The sequence below is a fragment of the Gordonia sp. CNJ-863 genome (genome assembly GCF_001942325.1).
Lineage (GTDB): Bacteria > Actinomycetota > Actinomycetes > Mycobacteriales > Mycobacteriaceae > Gordonia > Gordonia alkanivorans.
Map to the genome: position 1 here is coordinate 46,101 of NZ_MKKG01000006.1, position 16,057 is coordinate 62,157.

Below are 16,057 nucleotides of genomic sequence, written 5' to 3' on the forward strand. Positions count from 1 at the left end.
CTGAGACGCGTGGAACGCGGTCTCTCGAGGAGGCAGGAGTGACCGAGGTGACGGATTTCTCGGCGCAGATGACGCGCATCGCCGGCGAGATGCGCAAACAGAGCGACGACACCGAGACTGCGGTGCGGGCGATGACCAAGTATGCGGTCGACGCCATCCCGGGCGCGGAGTACGCATCGGTGACCCTCGTGACCAACGGCGTCGTCGAGACCCCGGTGATCATCGGCGACCTGGGCGGCGAGGCCGACGAACTGCAGCGTGAGCTCGGCGAGGGGCCGTGCATCCGTGCCGCGGTCAACGACGTGACCGTGTGGATCGACGACATGCTGGTCGACGAACGCTGGCCGCGGTTCGCCGCGGAGGCCGCCGACATCGGCATCCGCTCGATGGCATGCTTCTTCCTCTACATCGACGGCGACGACTTCGGCGCGCTGAACCTGCACAGCACCCGTCCCCACGCATTCCCATCCGAGGCGCGCCTGCTGGGCGAATTGTTCGCCGCACATGCCGCGACCGCGTTCGGCGCCATCCAGGAGAAGCAGCAGCTCCGGGCGGCGCTCAGCTCGCGCGACATCATCGGTCAGGCCAAGGGCATGATCATGGAGCGCTACAAGCTCGACGCCAACGGCGCGTTCGCGCTGCTCGCCCGTCTGTCACAGGACACCAACACCAAGCTGGTCGATGTCGCGGCGCAGATCGTCGTAGCCGGGCCGGAGAGCTCCTAGCCGAGCCCGTCGTCCTTGGGGAACCCCAGCGCCGGGATGCCGCCGCGTTCCTGGAACTGCTCGAGACTCTTGCCGACCAGCACGCGCGGTCCCGTGGCAGGGGTGAAGAACATCATCCCCTTCTCGTAGACCTGCGTGACGCCCGCGGCGTCCGGGGTCAGCGACGGGAGCCCCATCGCCTCTCCGAGGGGGCCGGAGAGCCCGCCTAGGTCGGCGAACTTGCCGTCCATGGCCGACGCGGCGATCTCCAGGAACTTCGCGCCGCCGGGAATGATCTGGTCGACGAACTGCCCGAAGCTACCGAAGTCGAGTCCCAGTGAGGGCCCGGACGGTCCGGTGGGCGGCTTGACGATGCGCGGCGCCGGCTGGCCCTGCACGGTGAACCACGACGACTTCAGCTTCAGTTTGGTGCGTGCCTCTTCGCCAGAGACCTCGGAGGTTCCGCCGGAACCCACGGCACGGACCTTGACAGCGCGGCCGTGTTCGGCTCCGAGGCCGTTGGCCTCGACCACTTCGAAGCTCCGGAGAGCACCCACACCGAAGGCCGAGCCGATGGTGCCGGCCGAGACGGTCACGGTCCAGTTGTGATTGGGCGAGACCGTGTCACCCTCGTCGGGTACGGCCGGGAAGCGGCCGCCGGCCGAGAAGCCACCCGTCGAGGCGGAGAACTCGGTGAACGCGGGCTGGCCGTTCTGCAGCAGGATCTGGCCTGCGGTCGCGTCGGCCGCCACATTGGTCCGACGATCCTCGCCGGAGACGCCGCCGTACACCTGGGAGTTCTGGGTGTCGTCGATCTTCTTGCCGCCGGCGATCGCGGCGAGTGCATAGGTGCGGGCGGCGACGGCTTGCGCCTGCAGTGCCGCCGCGCCGCCGGAGTCGGCCCAGGCGGGCAGGCTCTCACGCGGGATGACGCCCTTGACGTAGTCGTCGATGTGGATGCGGTTGACCACGCGTCCACCTTCGAGGCCCAATGCGCCTCGGTAGGCCTTCTCGGAACCACAGAACTTGAGGAACTCGGCCGCGGGCCGGTTCGGCGCCATGCTCAGCGGTTCGACGAACGTGGCCGGGACGGAGCGGAGCACGTTACCGCCGCAGCCGCTGCGAATGGCGGCCGTGCCCCCGGACAGGCTGACCGCCTGTCCGGGAGCCACCGTCTGACCTCCGACGCGCATTCCGGCGTCCGCATGCACATTCACCGAGTTCTGACCCGTGAGGGCCACGATGATCTCGGGCCTGTCCACCTTCCCCGCGGTGGTTCCACCGTAGAAGTGACGCAGGATCTGCTGTGCCGACCAGCCCTTACGGGCGTAGCCGTACGCACCCCATTGCCCCATTCCGCGGCCGTGGCCATGACCGTGCCCGATCAGCGTCACCGTCGACCCGACCGAAAGCTCGACCCCGGGGGTCGATTCCGTCGAACTCGCGGCAACGAGTCCTCCGGCCAGCAGTGCGGGCGCGAGCCCGGCCGCGGCCCAGGTCAGCAACTTTCCGCGAGTCCGTGCGGGCCGGGAGCCGGTCGCCGGCCTCCCCGGCAGGAGCCGTCTGGGTCGGGCTTCGTTCACTACAGAACACATCCTTCGGTCGCGACGACACCAGCCTCAGAAGTTCCAGCAAGCTGCAACTTTCACTCAATCGTGGCCGATGTGACGATTGGGACTTAAGTGACATTAGTGAACCTCATTCGCGTTCACCAAGTCGAGCAGATCACAACCGGATCACGAGTTGTCTCCCGGATCGTGACCTCATGAATATCACCAGTAACACAGGCCTCATAAGTAACAAGAGAGTCACGAGTGGTCAGACGTCGGCGTGTGTCATGTCCACGAAGCGCCGATCCGCATCACGATGGCGGCCGACACCGAGCACGCCTCGACGCCCGCCCGGCGCGCGAGGCTGCACACATCGCATCGATGACCGGATCCCCCCTCCGGCGAGGAGACCCCAGTGCGTTACCCCCGACCGAAGCATTCGATCGCTCTCGCGGCCATCGCCGCGGCGGTCGTCGCGAGTCCGTTCGCGGTGATCGCGAGCACCTCAGGCCCGCAGGCCGGCGACACCCGGCTCGTCGACAACAAGCAGAAGATCTCCAACACCGAGATCGAACAGGTACCGATGCGTGAGCTGCCCGCCGCCATCCTCGATGTCGCGTCCTCGGGCCTCGCCGCCGCCGGCGTCACGCTGCCGGAGATCGATCCCGATGCGTTCCCCCTCCCCGATCTGACGGTCCCGCTGCCGAAGGGGATCGTGCCGAGCGCTTCCCGCGATTCGAGCACCACCGAGTCGAGCACCACCGAGTCGAGCTCCCCGGAGACCACTTCCGCCGAGGCGCCCGTGCCGACAACCGAATCGGATCCGGCTTCCGCACCGACGAGCACCACTCCCCCTCCCGTGACGACGATGCGTGACGGGCGCGAGGTGGGTGCCGCGGTGACGCACATCGTGCGCGAGGACCCCATCAAGATGGTCGCCTTCACCTGGGACCGCCCCGTCGACGTCGACCTGAAGCTGCGCGCGAAACAGCCCGACGGGAAGTGGAGTCCGTGGACGGTCTTGGAGCAGATCTCGAAGGGCGGCGCCCCGAGTGCCGAGAAGCCGGCGGGCACCGAACCGGTGTGGGTCGGCGATGCACGTGAGGTGCAGGTCGCCGCGTCGAAGGACGGTCTGGCGATCCCGGCCGCCGAGACCCAGGGCGGCGACCTCGCGCAGCTGGCCGTCGGCTCCGCGAGCGAGATCGTGACGAAGCTGGCCGAGACGGCTCTCAACACCCTCAAGGCGACCCTGATCAGCCCCGAGGGGCTGCTGTCGCTGGGCTCGTCGCTGCTGTCCCCGCTGACCGGCGGACCGCAGGTGGTCGCACGCCAGCAGTGGGGTGCGGACGAGGGAATCCGCTGCTCGCAGCCGGTGTACTCGCCGCAACTCAAGGGCGCGATCGTGCATCACACCGCGGGCAGCAACGACTACACACCGCAACAGTCGATCGAGATCGTGCGGGGCATCTACGCGTACCACGCACAGAGCCTGAACTGGTGCGACATCGGCTACAACGTGCTCGTCGACAAGTACGGACAGATCTTCGAAGGCGCGTTCGGCGGACTCGACCGCAACGTGGAGGGCACCCACACCGGCGGATTCAACAAGGACACGGTCGGCCTGTCGTTCATCGGCAACCTGGAAGAGGTGCAGCCCACCGCGGCGGCAGTGGCCGCGGCCGGACGGTTCCTGCGCTGGCGGCTCGGCAAGGCCGGTCTGAACCCTGCGGGCACCGCGAACCTCAGGTCAGAGGGTTTCGCGGGCACCAAGTTCGCGGCCGGGACTCAATCCAACCTGCCGATGATCTCCGGCCACCGCGACTACAACAGCACCAGCTGCCCCGGCGTGCACGGCTACTCGGCGCTGGAGCAGGTCCGGGCGCTGGCAGGTGGCGCTGCGCCGGCCCCGGAGGCGACGCCCGAGGCGACACCGGAAGGAGCACCTCCCGCCGAGCCGGGAGCACCCGCACCGGCACCGGCACCGGCACCGGAAGCCGCCCCACCCGCCGCCTGAGCGGGCGTCAGCCGAACCAGCGCTCGAGAACTTTCGCGACGCCGTCGTCGTTGTTGCCGACGGTGATCTCGTCGGCGGCGTCGAGCGCGGCCTGATGACCGTGTCCCATGGCCACGCCGTGGGATGCCCACGTGAGCATCTCGACGTCGTTGGGCATGTCGCCGAAGGCGATCAGGCCGTCGCCGGGGAGACCGGTGGCCTCACAGAGACGCGCGAGTCCGGACGCCTTGTGCGTACCGGGCACCGACAGTTCGACGAGCCCGTTGTCGGTGGAGAACGTCACCTGGGCGAGGTCGCCGACGAACGGCTGCAGCCGCGCGGCCATCTCGCCGCTCGGCATGTCCGGTTTGCGCACGAGCAGCTTCACCGCCGGTTCGCTGAACACCTCGTCGTCGCCGACCTCGACGTGATCCGGGTTCAGCCAGGCGTGTTCGTAACCGGCGCTCGCGACGAACGGCGGCGTCGCCGCGTCGTGCGCCGACCGGCCGGCACGCTCGGCGGCGATGCCACACCCCGGGATCTCCTGGTAGGCGATCTCACCCAACTTCACGAGGGCGTCGGGTTCGAGATTGGCCGACCACAGGACCTGGTCGTGCTCGGCGTCGTAGATGATGGCGCCGTTGGCGCACACCGCGTACCGGACGAAGGCATCGGTGTCGGCGAACTGGTCGGTGATCTCGGCGATCCACCGGGGCGGGCGACCGGTCGCGAGCACGAACTCGACGCCCGCCGCACGGGCCGCCGACAACGCGGCCACGGTTCGCGACGACACCCGGTTGTCGTCGTCGATCAGTGTCCCGTCCACGTCGCTGGCGATGAGGGTGGGTGGACCGAATGTCATCTGTTTCCTCTGTCTCGGGCCTGGTAGGCCTCACGTTGTTTCTCGGCCGCCTTGCGGGCGCGGCCCTCGGCTTTGCGGAGCGCTTCGTCGGCCTCGATGACCGCGGCCTCCGGTGGTGTCGGGGCCGATCCGCCGAGCCGTGCCGGTACCCAGAACTCGCCCGCCGGGTGCGGGCCGTAGGCGTCCTGGACCTCGTGGAGCATGGAATCCACGCGGCCGGGATGAAGTCGACGTAGCCCGTGTGGTTGATGCACAGCACCGCGCCGCCGACCTCCGGGATGTTCTGGACCCCGGTGAAGTGCAGGTCGAGCGCCTGGGCGCGGACGAGCGTGTTCGCGATGATCTCCAGGGTCCGGTAGACCGGCTCCCGTCCTCGACGCGGCCCGCTGCTCATTCCTCCAAGGTTAACGGTCAGCGGTTGTCACGCTGAGCGCGCTTGGCGGCGCGTTCGGCCTGCTCCTCGGCGTCCATGCGGTTCGCCTCCTCGAGCGTCGGTGCCGACCCGCCGAGGCGTGCGGGAACCCAGAACTCACCCTTGGGGTGCTCGCCGTAGGCGTCCTGCAGTTCGAGCAACTTCGCGCTCATGACCTCGTGCAGCTTCGCGGTGAGGGCGTCGGGATCGCCGGTGGGCTCGAGCGCTTCGCAGACCCCGATCGAGATCGGGTAGCCGGTGCGGCCGAGCTGCTTCGGATGTCCCTTGGTCCACACGCGCTGGGCACCCCAGATCACGGTCGGGATGATCGGCGCACCGGACTCGATCGCCATGCGTGCCGCACCCGACTTGAACGCCTTCAGCTCGAAGCTGCGGCTGATCGTCGCCTCCGGGTAGACGCCGACGAGCTCGCCGCGCTTGAGGTACTCGACCGCGGCCCGGTAGCTGTCCGCACCGGCGGTACGGTCGACGGGGATGTGCTTGAGCGAGCGCATGATCGGGCCGGAGATCTTGTTGTCGAAGACCTCTTTCTTCGCCATGAACCGCACCTTGCGACGTCCCTGCAGATGGGCGGGGATGCCGGCGTAGGTGAAGTCGAGGTAGCCGGTGTGGTTGATCGCGACGACGCCGGGGCCCTCGGCCGGTACATGCTCGACGCCCGACACCTTGAACTTGAGACCTTCGGCCAGCCACAGCAGGCGGGCGGCGGTGATCACGGTGTCGTAGACGGGTTCCATGCCGGAAAGCTTAACCAGTGATCGGACGCGGCAGGTCAGGCCTGGTCGGCACCGATGCGGGTGACGGCGAACACGAGGTCGACGGCGGCGTCGGAGAGCTGTTCGGGCGTGAGGGCGAGTCGGCCGTCGATGTGGTCGAGGTAGAGCGCCACGAGTGCCCCGGTGAGCGCCGAGGAGATCACCGCGACGCGTTCGGGGGCGAGTGAGTTCTCGTCGGTGACCATGGCCAGGACGGCCTGGACGAATCCGGGCACGGTGGCGGCACGATGGGCGCGGAGGACGTCGTCGGCGAGCGGTTCGCGCAACAGGATGCGAGCCCGCCCCGGCTCGTCCTGGAAGAACTCGCGAAAGCCCTCGAGCAGCGCACGGACGTTTCCCCGCCGGTCGGCGGGCCGCTCGATGACGGCGATCCGAGCGAGGAGTTGTTCGGTGACGCGGTCGTACACCGCGGTGACCAGCTCCTCGGTCGAGGAGAAGCTCTCGTAGAAGTAGCGGGGGCTGAGGCCGGCCTCGCGCACGACGGCCCGCATCGTCACCGCAGCGGTACCGCCGGTGCCCAGCAGGGTCTCGGCGACGGCGAGCATCTGCTCGCGCCGGTCGGTGGACCGGTCCTCGAGCGTCTGCCCGCGCCACAGCTTGGGAGAACTCATGTGTTCATCGTCGCATCTGCGCGCGGCGGGACTCATGGCCCACGCGGGCGGTCCGCGCGGCTCGATACATTGGTGGACTGTAGTGCTTTGACGCGCAGCCCCGCGCACACCAGGAAAGGCCCCCTTCGTGCAGATCACCAGCATCGGTCACGCCGGTTTCCACATCCAGACCAACGCCGGATCGATCCTCTGCGACCCCTGGGTCAACCCCACCTACTTCGCCTCGTGGGTGCCGTTCCCGGACAATTCCGAGCTCGACTGGAAGACGCTCGGCGACTGCGACTACCTCTACGTCTCGCACCTCCACCGTGACCACTTCGACGAGAAGAACCTTCGCGAGAACGTCAACAAGGACGCGACGGTCCTGCTCCCCGACTACCCGGTGCCGGACCTGCGTGGTGAACTCGAGAAGCTCGGCTTCACCAAGTTCGTCGAAACCACCGACTCGGTGAAGACGACGGTGACCAACGACAAGGGTTCGCTCGACGTCATGATCATCGCGCTGCGCGCCCCGGCCGACGGGCCGATCGGCGACAGCGGCCTGGTCGTCTCCGACGGCGAGACCGTCTGCTTCAACATGAACGACGCCCGCCCGATCGACCTCGACGTCATCGATGACGCGTTCGGCCACGTCGACGTGCACCTGCTGCAGTACTCAGGCGCCATCTGGTACCCGATGGTCTACGACATCCCGCGGAAGTCGAAGGCCAACTTCGCATCTCAGAAGCGTCAGCGCGGAATGGACCGCGCGCGATCGTACATCGAGCAGGTCGGTGCGACCTGGGTCGTGCCGTCGGCCGGTCCGCCGATGTTCCTCGACGAAGATCTTTTCCACCTCAACGACTTCGGTTCCGCCGACACCGCGGACGACACCTCGATCTTCCCCGATCAGGAGACCTTCCTGGAGCAGATGCGCATCCACGGCACCGACGACGGCGAGAAGCATCGCGGCCTGATGATGGTCTCCGGATCGGTCGCCGACTTCACCGGTTCGACGCTGAACGAGGTCAGCCACCCGTACGCGCCGGGCGACGTGTTCGGCGAGAACAAGCGCGCCTACCTCGAGCGGATGAAGGAGAAGTTCGCACCGGTGATCGCCGCGGACAAGGCCACCTGGGCGCCCGCCGAGGGGGAACCGCTGATCGGCGCCCTCCGCGAACTCTTCGAGCCGATCATGGCCCAGTCGGATCTGATCTGCGACGGCATCGGTTACCCCGTCGGCCTGGTGATGACCCCGGGCGGCGGTCCGGCGAACGACGCCACCGAGACCGTCGTACTCGACTTCCCCAACCGCATCGTGCGTGAGCCGAAGGAGGGAGAAGGCAAGTACCGCTACGGTTTCCGAATCGCCACCGAACTCGTGCGCACGGTTCTCCGGGACAACGAGCCGGACTGGGTGAACACCATCTTCCTGTCCACGCGTTTCACCACGTGGCGCATCGGCGGATACAACGAGTTCCTGTACACCTTCTTCAAGTGCCTGACCGACGAGCGCATCGCCTACGCCGACGGCTGGTTCGCCGAGGCACACGACGATTCTGCGTCGATCACCAAGGACGGCTGGGAGATCCAGCGCCGCTGCCCGCACCTGAAGGCCGATCTCGGCAAGTTCGGTGTCATCGAGGGCGAGAAGCTGACCTGCAATCTCCACGGCTGGCAGTGGGACCTGGCGTCGGGCCGCTGCCTGACGTCGAAGGGCCACGAGCTGCGCGCGAGCAAGCTCGACTGACGCGATGACGGCGTCCGAACGGACCTACGCCGGAAGGCCGGTCGGCGACCAGGAACTCGGGCGGTTTCAGCCCTGAAATGGGGGGTATTCCACCCCACATGACAACTGTGACCGAGATACTCGAGGCACATCCGGTCCGCGACGACATCGACGACGCCGTGCTCGCGGCCTGTATCCAGGCGTGCGCCGAATGTACGCAGGCCTGCACCTCGTGCGCGGACGCATGCCTCGGCGAGAGCGGCGTCGAGCACCTCGTCGAGTGCATCCGCGCCGACCTCGACTGCGCCGACCTGTGTTCCATCACCGAGCGAGTGCTGCTCCGGCGCACCGAGGCCGGCATCGCGGTTGTGCGGAAGACCCTGGAAGCGTGTGCCGTCGCATGTGCAACCTGCGCTGACGAGTGCGCGAAGCACGCCGACCTTCATCAGCATTGCCGGATCTGTGCCGACGTCTGCCGACAGTGCGAGGAGGCTTGCCGCGCCCTGCTGCTCGTGCTCGGCTGATCTCGGCGTAAACGCGCAGTAGTCGTTCGTTATGCACGTGTTGTCGGCCGGGCACGATCCGACGTCGATGATTGCCGTCGAACTCCGGTGGGTAGGCGGGTGGATACCGTCGCAAGAGGCGCCTCGACCGAGGCGCGATGTCGAACCCGACAGTGAGGAGAGAAGATCATGGCTCAGTACCGCGTCGTGGATTCCGACGAAAAGGTCATCGAGGAGAAGGATTTCGACGACGCCACCAGTGCTTACGACTGGTTCAAGACCGTCGCCGCGCCCGACGACAGCCTCGGGACCGTCATGCAGGTCCACGACAACGGCGAATGGAAGAACTTCGAGGTGTCCGACGGCGGCACCAACAAGCACCCCTCAGCCGACGCAGACTGACGTCCGAGGCCGGCGGGCGGTTGCTTCAGCAGCCTCCCGTCGGTCGTCCGGCGAACCGATTGTCCAGAAATGCAAGAGCCTCGACGCTCCAGGGGATGAACGCCGCCGTATGTGACTGGCCGCGGTACTCGGTGAACGTCGTGGGCACTCCGCGACGACAAAAACTCCCGGCCAGGCGCGCGACGTCACCGGCGATCATCACGCCGTCGCCGACGCCGTCGGAGTTCCCGACTCCCAACATCATCGGCGCCCGCGGGGTACCGAGCGTCCCCATGATGTTGGCCGAAAGTGCCCGGCGTGCACCGGGAACGTCGAGGATGCCACCGACCCCGGGCTTCAGGAGCTGACGGTCGGTGAGCCCCGGGTATGCGTCGGCGAATTGTTCTATGCACTGCCCGGCCACCTGACGCAGGATGCGCGTGCCCTTCGGGGACAGGTAGTCGGCCAGGTTCAGGCCGTAGGTCTCGTCGTAGACGCCATCAGCGCCGGGATGACTCCGGTCCAGTCCTTCTTGCCGTTGACGTAGCCCAGGTTGTGGATGGGATCGACGACCACTCCGCCGGCGGCTGCCCCGACGATGTTCAGCTCCGGCGCGTACTTCGGCGCCAGTTCCGCACCGAAGCCCGTCGGCACCGATCCGCCGGAGTAGCCGAACAGTCCGATCGGAGTGCGTGCCGGAGCACGAAGCTGACGCAGGCTCGCCCGGAGACCGTCGAGTGCGGCGTAGCCGGATTCCCGCGCAATCGTCCAGCGCAGGCCACGCCCTTCGTAGTCGGGCACCGACACCGTGTACCCGGCGGCCATCAGGCCGGTGACCAGGCTGATGTCGATCGGCCGCTCGGACATGTTGCCGCCGCGCAGCGTGTACGACGGGTCGCACTGAGAGCCCAGCGCGTCGTAGAACGAGTGGTAGGACACCAGACGACGCGGTGCCCCCGGTCCCACACCCGGCGGTGAGATCACGGTGGTGACCGTCGACGTCGGGTTGCCGAAGTTGTTGGTGCTGCGGTAGAGGATCTGTGTCGCAGATATCGGCACATTCGTTGCGCGCCAACCGAGTTGAACCTGTCGTGTCCGCAGTACCGCACCCGGCACCCGGTTCTCGTAGCCGCGGGGCGGGACATAGAAGGGGTCCTGCGACGGCAGCTGGCTCGGCGCCGCGACCGGGTTCGGCAGCGGCGCGGCGGTGACCGGTTGGGCCACCAGGCACAGGGAGACCCCCATGCCGATCACGGAGGTCAGCGTCACCAGGAACCGCAATGTCAGGCGCATGAGCAGTAATGATGCCGGTGTTGTCGGATTTTGGACGGGTTACACGGTATAGACGGCACAGTTCAGCCGACCGGCGTGCTCTCCCCCGCGCGTTCGACCTCTTCGATGACCGGCGACATCGCGACGACCACCGCGCCGATGACGGCGGCGATGAACGCGATCACCGCGACCGGTCCCCAGCCTTCCCGGACGGTGTCGCCGAGGACCACGATCCCGATAACGCCGGGCACCACGGTCTCGCCGACCACCAGCGACGCCGACGCCGCACTCACCGCGCCCTTCTGCAGGGCCACCGTGAACATGTAGAACCCACCCGGTCCGGCCAGGATGATCGCGTACAGGGCGGGGTCGGTGAAGAGTTCACCGAGATCGAAGGGGTCCAGGCCGTCGAGGATTCGGACCGCCACGGCGAGAACGCCGAACAGCACACCGCCGGACAAACCTGCCAGCACCGCGACCCGACTCTGCATCCGCGGCAGGATCGCTGCTCCGAGACCGAGGATGACCACCGCCGCGATGAGAACGGCCCAGTGCAGCCACCACTCGTGTTTGCGTCCCTCGTCGCCCGCGGCGAACCCGAGCAGCACCAACGCCACCACGACGACGCCGATCGCGATCCAATCACGCTGGGACAGCTTTGCTTTCAGCACGATGGTCGCCAGCACCACCGTCACGACCAGATTGGCGCTGACGATGGGCTGCGCGAGGAACAGCGGGATCATCCGCGCCGCCACGAGGTTGCCGAGAAACCCGATGCCGTCCAACGCCATTCCCGCGATGAACGCCACCGTCAGCATGGCCGCGATGGTCGACCGCAGCGACGGCGCCTCACCGGGCCCGGCACCCGTGTCGGCTACGCTCTGCGCGCCTCGTGCCTGCAGCACCGAGGCCGTACCGTAGGCGAGCGCCGCGAAGACGGCCGCGAGGATTCCGATCAGCATCGGATCAGTATCCCCGCTTCGGCCCGAAAATCGGTCAGAGACCGGGACCTTCGGCACGCAAGTTGTCCACCTCGTCCATTGCGGCACGCAATTTGCCCAGCCACTCCTCGGTGTGCGCGCCGACCAGCTTGACCGACCAGGCCAACGCGTCGGCCCTCGACCGGGCGACCCCGGCATCGACGAGGGTGTCGAGAACGCGCCGTTCCGGCTGCCGGAGCCGCGTCATGACCGGTACCGCAAGGTGGGTGAAGAGGATTCGCTCGTCACCGACGGCGACACCCCATGACACCTTTCGGGCGTGGCGGGCCTGCGCCTCGTCGGCGATCGACATCCGTTCCGCGCGGGTGTCCTCGCGGAACCTCGCGCCCGCCCCTGTGCTGCGGCCCGTGCGTCGGCGTCGTCGCTGGTCTCGGGCGGCTCAAGGGCTCCGATCACCGTGATCTCGTCGCGGTCGACGGTGACCTCTACGGGTCCGGTGAACCAGGCGTCGGGCAGTCGGCCGGCGAACCACGCGGCGGCATCCCCGGCGTCGGGCAGTTCGGCTTGCTGCCAACCACCACGACGACCACGCGCTACCGCTGTCAGCGACCGATGGTGTCGAGTTCGGCCAGGTCATCGGCGGTCAGCGCGAGGCCGGCGCCCGCGATGTTCTCGCGGAGGTGTGCCGCCGACGACGTCCCGGGGATGAGCAGGATGTTCGGTGAACGCTGAAGCAGCCAGGCCAGTGCGACGGACATGGGTGTGGCGCCCAGGCGGCCGGCGACCCGGGACAGCGCTTCGGACTGCAGCGGCGAGAAGCCGCCGAGCGGAAAGAACGGCACGTACGCGATGCCGTCGGCGGCGAGTTCGTCGATAAGGGCGTCGTCGGCGCGATGGGCGAGGTTGTACATGTTCTGGACGCAGACGATCGGGGCGACGGAACGTGCCTCGGCGTCCCGGGTGGCGCCGACCTTCGTCGCGATGAACAGCGACTCGGGATATGGGTGGAGCGTCTCGCGGATCAGTTCGTTGGTGACGCGAGGTCCATAGGCGTCGCTGGTGTCGATGTGGGTGATGCCCAGTTCGACGACGTCGCGGAGCACGGCCCGGGCCGCGACGGGGTCGGCGGGCGGACCCATCACCCAAGGACCGGCGAGTTGCATTGCGCCGTAACCGAATCTGGTGACTGTTGTGTCACCCAGGGTCCAGGTGCCGCCGGGAAAAGGGAGGGATGAGTTCACGATCATGTATTTCGTTCGGAGTGGTGGCTCAGTTCTTGAAGAAGCTGAGGGGCCAGCGGTGGTGGAACAACGGTCGTGCCGGTGAGGGCGTTGGTCGACGACCGCTCAAGCGTCGCTCGCGGCGAGGGCTCGTAGCCTCCGTCAAGTGACTGCATTACGATTCCTCCACCGACTCAGGCCGGTGGGACTTCAGAAGGGCGGAGGTCCGTCCATGTGCTGACGCCTCTCACGTTCCCGCTGGTTGCGGGCACGCTCGGCCCGCCGGCGTGCGTGCTTGTGCGCGAGCCGGTTGCTGGTGGGCGGGGTGTCGTCCCCGGTTATGACCCGTGGGGACGGTGGGGCCTGGGGTGGCTGTTCGTAGCGGATACGACGCAGGTTCGGGAAGGAGTCCTCGAGGTTCTCGGCGTCACCGGGAATGACGACGCCTTCCGGGGTGCGGTACTCGGTGACCAGGTGGCCGTCGTCGTCGCGGTACTGGACGTCGACCCAGTCGCCGAACGTCTTGTGCAGATGCCCGAACCGGCACTTGGCGTTCAAGTTCTCACTCGCCGTCGCCCCACCCTGGGCGGGATCGGTGTGGTCGTACTCGGTCACGTGGTCCAGATCAGAGTCGAAAGCCGAACACCCGCAGCCCGGTTCGGTGCAATACCCATCACGCACCCGCACGAAATCGGCACACGCAGCGGTGGGCCGGTACGGGTCGGCGGCTTGCGCACCCGGGTAGACGATCACGACGTCTTTCGACGGGACGTCCTCGACAACAACGCGGGCCGGGGGTGTGCGCACCGGGGTGACGGGTGTGATGGTCGCGTCGACCCGTTCGGCGAGATCACGCACATGCTCGTCGGAGACGATCCCGTGGCCGTCGACCCAACCGATACCGGGTGCCCCGGCGAGAGTGGCGGCGTCGGTGACCACGTGGACGACGACCTCGGTACTCACCGACCGGACCACCTCGGCGGGGTCGGGGATCTCGGCGTCACAATCCTCACGCTGGCATTGGCAGTCGAAGACGGTGCCGGTCAGCAGCGCGAACATGGCATCGGAGTTGCGCTGGTTACGGTTCCGGCCGTCGTGGGCGCAGACGGTGTCGGCCAACGCTTTCACCGCTTGTGCCGCGATGCGAATGTTCTCCGCGGCCATCACGCCGGTGATCTCACCGGTGCCGTCGGTGAAGTTCTCGGTCCACATACCGCGCTTGTCCAACGCTTCACGACGCCGCTCCCGCACCGCGTCAGGATCGTGACGGAAGACGAGGCGGTCGACCATGTCACGCAGCTTCGGTGTGGTCCAGGCGCCCTTCCTGGTGCGCAGGATGGTTTCGATCTCGGTATCGAGGTCCGCGATGGCCGCGGCGTCGGAGATGAGGTCGGTGCGGGAGATGACCGTCTGGATCAACTGCCGCGACAGGATGCCGTCGCGCAGGGTGGTCAGCACTTTCGGTAACCGGTCCCGCAGGGCGAGCGCTTCACCGACCCACTGATCAGCCTGGTAGCGGGTGATGGCGGCTTCGCGGCAGACCCGGGTCACCATCTCGGTGTAGCGGTCGATGAAGAACCCGCCCTGAGTGTTGACCACGAGCTGGTCGTAGACGGTGACGATCGACTCATACCGGCACCATGCCAGATAAGCCTCACCATGGCGGATCGAACCGAACCGTTCCATATGGGTTGCGGTGTCAGACAATTCGGGGTGGGCAGGATCGACCCCGGCGAGGAACCCGCCCGGAAGATCGATCCACTTGCTCACGCTGCCCCCACAACGTCTACAGCCCAACCTGGATGGCTGAATCTGTTACCAACCAATCTAGATCAACCCACCGACAAACGCGGATCCTCCTCCACAAGGTCCCGGTAACCAACACGCTGTGCGCCAGTCGGTTCCATCGACCTCAGTCGGTACCTGCCAGGCGTCGAGCGCATCACGAAGCGCTGCCCGCGAGGTGACTCCGAGTTTGGGAACACCCGATACAGATGCGACGAGACGGTGCGTGGCGTCGATCCGCCCGGTGCGCACTGCGGCCTCACTCGGTGGTCTTCGCGGCCCTGCTGCTCTCCGCCGGCCTGGCTCAGTGACCGGGTGGGACACCGACTGCTGTTCATCGTCGGAATCGGCTAGCGAAACCTGCCGGGTGCCGCGAGCTAGTGGGGTCGGCCCAGCTCCCGCGGCGGATGCCCGTACCCGCGAGGCGCATTTGTGGCGTCGGCCGTCTCGACGGCGGTGACGGCACCCGACGACGCGAGCACCACTCCCCCGCCGACGGCGGCGACGAAGGCGACGATCGCGGCCGGTCCCCAGCCCGCGCGCGTGACGTCACCGAGGAAGGCGATGCCCACCGCGCCCGGGAGAACCGTCTGCCCGACGACGAGTGCTGCCGCGGCACCGTTCACCGATCCGGTCTGGAGTGCCACGGTGAACAGGTAGAAGCCGCCGATCCCGCTGAGCAGCAACGCATACAGAGCCGGGTCGGTGAACAGCACGGTGAGGTCGAGGGGGTCCAGGCCGTCGAGGATGCGGGACGCCACCGCCATCACACCGAACACGGCGCCGGCGATGAGACCGGTGACAGTGGCGATGTGAGTCTTCAAGCGCCGCATCACGATCAGGCCGAGCAAGATCAGCGCGGGACCGGCGACCAGGACGGCCCACCGCATCCACGCAGTGTGGTCCCCGCCCTCGCGACCGGCCGACACCGCCAGCAGGATCAGCGACGCCACGACCACCGCACCGGCGATCCAATCACGCATCGTGAGGCCGACTTTCAGCACGACCATGGCGAGGAGCGCCGTGGCGACCAACCGGGCCGAGATGATGGTCTGCGACAGGAACAGCGGGATCAGACGGGCCGACGCGATCGTCGCGATGAACCCGATGATGTCGAACACGAACCCGACCAGGAACGGCACCGTCAGCATCGTCAGCGCGGTGGACTTCAACGACGGGTGGGCCGCCGCGGATCGTCGACGCTCCTCACGGATGGCGGCGCGCTGCGAGACCTGCTCGGCGCCCAGCGCCTGGAGAACGGCCGCGGCGGCAAACGCCAGCGCACCGATCACCGCGATGACGATCCCGCTGGTCATGA

Annotated in this window: 13 protein-coding genes and 3 pseudogenes; 5 read left to right on the forward strand and 11 right to left on the reverse strand. The window is 67.5% G+C overall.

What is annotated here, in order from left to right; all coding sequences use genetic code 11:
- Positions 1-38 precede the first annotated feature (38 nt).
- Entirely contained in the window at positions 39-725 is a 687-nt protein-coding gene (locus tag BJF87_RS03405; RefSeq protein WP_006358815.1) for a GAF and ANTAR domain-containing protein, read from the forward strand.
- Here the strand turns inward: BJF87_RS03405 and BJF87_RS03410 are convergent.
- Positions 722-2,209, reverse strand: a complete 1,488-nt coding sequence (locus BJF87_RS03410; protein ID WP_006358816.1) for a SpoIID/LytB domain-containing protein — start codon at positions 2,207-2,209, stop codon at positions 722-724. The genes BJF87_RS03405 and BJF87_RS03410 overlap by 4 nt on opposite strands.
- 460 nt (positions 2,210-2,669) lie before the next feature.
- On the opposite strand from BJF87_RS03410, the gene BJF87_RS03415 reads away from it, so the two are divergent.
- The gene (locus tag BJF87_RS03415; RefSeq protein ID WP_075862647.1) at positions 2,670-4,268 is read left to right on the forward strand and encodes an N-acetylmuramoyl-L-alanine amidase; all 1,599 of its coding nucleotides are present in this window, start codon (positions 2,670-2,672) and stop codon (positions 4,266-4,268) included.
- A gap of 7 nt (positions 4,269-4,275) precedes the next feature.
- On the opposite strand, the gene BJF87_RS03420 is transcribed toward BJF87_RS03415, so the two are convergent.
- The 4 genes and pseudogenes from BJF87_RS03420 to BJF87_RS03435 form a co-directional block, all read right to left on the reverse strand.
- Complete coding sequence (locus BJF87_RS03420) at positions 4,276-5,109, reverse strand: Cof-type HAD-IIB family hydrolase (protein WP_006358820.1); 834 nt, start codon at positions 5,107-5,109, stop codon at positions 4,276-4,278.
- Positions 5,106-5,503: pseudogene (locus BJF87_RS03425) on the reverse strand (hypothetical protein). The gene BJF87_RS03420 and the pseudogene BJF87_RS03425 overlap by 4 nt, the downstream one beginning before the upstream one ends.
- Before the next feature lie 17 nt (positions 5,504-5,520).
- Positions 5,521-6,279 (reverse strand): 1-acyl-sn-glycerol-3-phosphate acyltransferase, encoded by a 759-nt coding sequence (locus BJF87_RS03430; protein WP_006358822.1) that lies wholly within the window; start codon positions 6,277-6,279, stop codon positions 5,521-5,523.
- Positions 6,280-6,314: 35 nt separating this feature from the next.
- Positions 6,315-6,929: a TetR/AcrR family transcriptional regulator gene (locus tag BJF87_RS03435; RefSeq protein ID WP_006358823.1), complete on the reverse strand. Its 615-nt coding sequence runs from the start codon at positions 6,927-6,929 to the stop codon at positions 6,315-6,317.
- Positions 6,930-7,056: 127 nt separating this feature from the next.
- Between BJF87_RS03435 and BJF87_RS03440 the strand changes: the two genes are divergently transcribed.
- From BJF87_RS03440 to BJF87_RS03450, 3 genes are all read left to right on the forward strand, one after another.
- Positions 7,057-8,658, forward strand: coding sequence for a Rieske 2Fe-2S domain-containing protein (locus tag BJF87_RS03440; protein ID WP_006358824.1), 1,602 nt, complete (start codon positions 7,057-7,059; stop codon positions 8,656-8,658).
- A gap of 98 nt (positions 8,659-8,756) precedes the next feature.
- Positions 8,757-9,161, forward strand: coding sequence for a four-helix bundle copper-binding protein (locus BJF87_RS03445; protein ID WP_035754237.1), 405 nt, complete (start codon positions 8,757-8,759; stop codon positions 9,159-9,161).
- 168 nt (positions 9,162-9,329) lie between these two features.
- Positions 9,330-9,542, forward strand: a complete 213-nt coding sequence (locus tag BJF87_RS03450; RefSeq protein ID WP_006358826.1) for a hypothetical protein — start codon at positions 9,330-9,332, stop codon at positions 9,540-9,542.
- 25 nt (positions 9,543-9,567) lie between these two features.
- Here the strand turns inward: BJF87_RS03450 and BJF87_RS03455 are convergent.
- From BJF87_RS03455 to BJF87_RS03485, 6 genes and pseudogenes are all read right to left on the reverse strand, one after another.
- A pseudogene (locus BJF87_RS03455) lies at positions 9,568-10,814 on the reverse strand (lipase family protein).
- Positions 10,815-10,876: 62 nt separating this feature from the next.
- The gene (locus tag BJF87_RS03460; protein ID WP_006358828.1) at positions 10,877-11,755 is read right to left on the reverse strand and encodes a hypothetical protein; all 879 of its coding nucleotides are present in this window, start codon (positions 11,753-11,755) and stop codon (positions 10,877-10,879) included.
- Positions 11,756-11,789: 34 nt separating this feature from the next.
- Positions 11,790-12,340, reverse strand: a pseudogene (locus tag BJF87_RS03465) (hypothetical protein).
- The gene (locus BJF87_RS03470; protein ID WP_035754233.1) at positions 12,337-12,981 is read right to left on the reverse strand and encodes an aldo/keto reductase; all 645 of its coding nucleotides are present in this window, start codon (positions 12,979-12,981) and stop codon (positions 12,337-12,339) included. The pseudogene BJF87_RS03465 and the gene BJF87_RS03470 overlap by 4 nt, the downstream one beginning before the upstream one ends.
- 183 nt (positions 12,982-13,164) lie before the next feature.
- A complete protein-coding gene (locus BJF87_RS03475; protein ID WP_075862648.1) occupies positions 13,165-14,724 on the reverse strand; it encodes an HNH endonuclease signature motif containing protein in 1,560 nt (519 codons plus the stop codon).
- Between the two features lie 392 nt (positions 14,725-15,116).
- Positions 15,117-16,055 (reverse strand): hypothetical protein, encoded by a 939-nt coding sequence (locus tag BJF87_RS03485; protein ID WP_006358833.1) that lies wholly within the window; start codon positions 16,053-16,055, stop codon positions 15,117-15,119.
- Between the last annotated feature and the right edge of the window lie 2 nt (positions 16,056-16,057).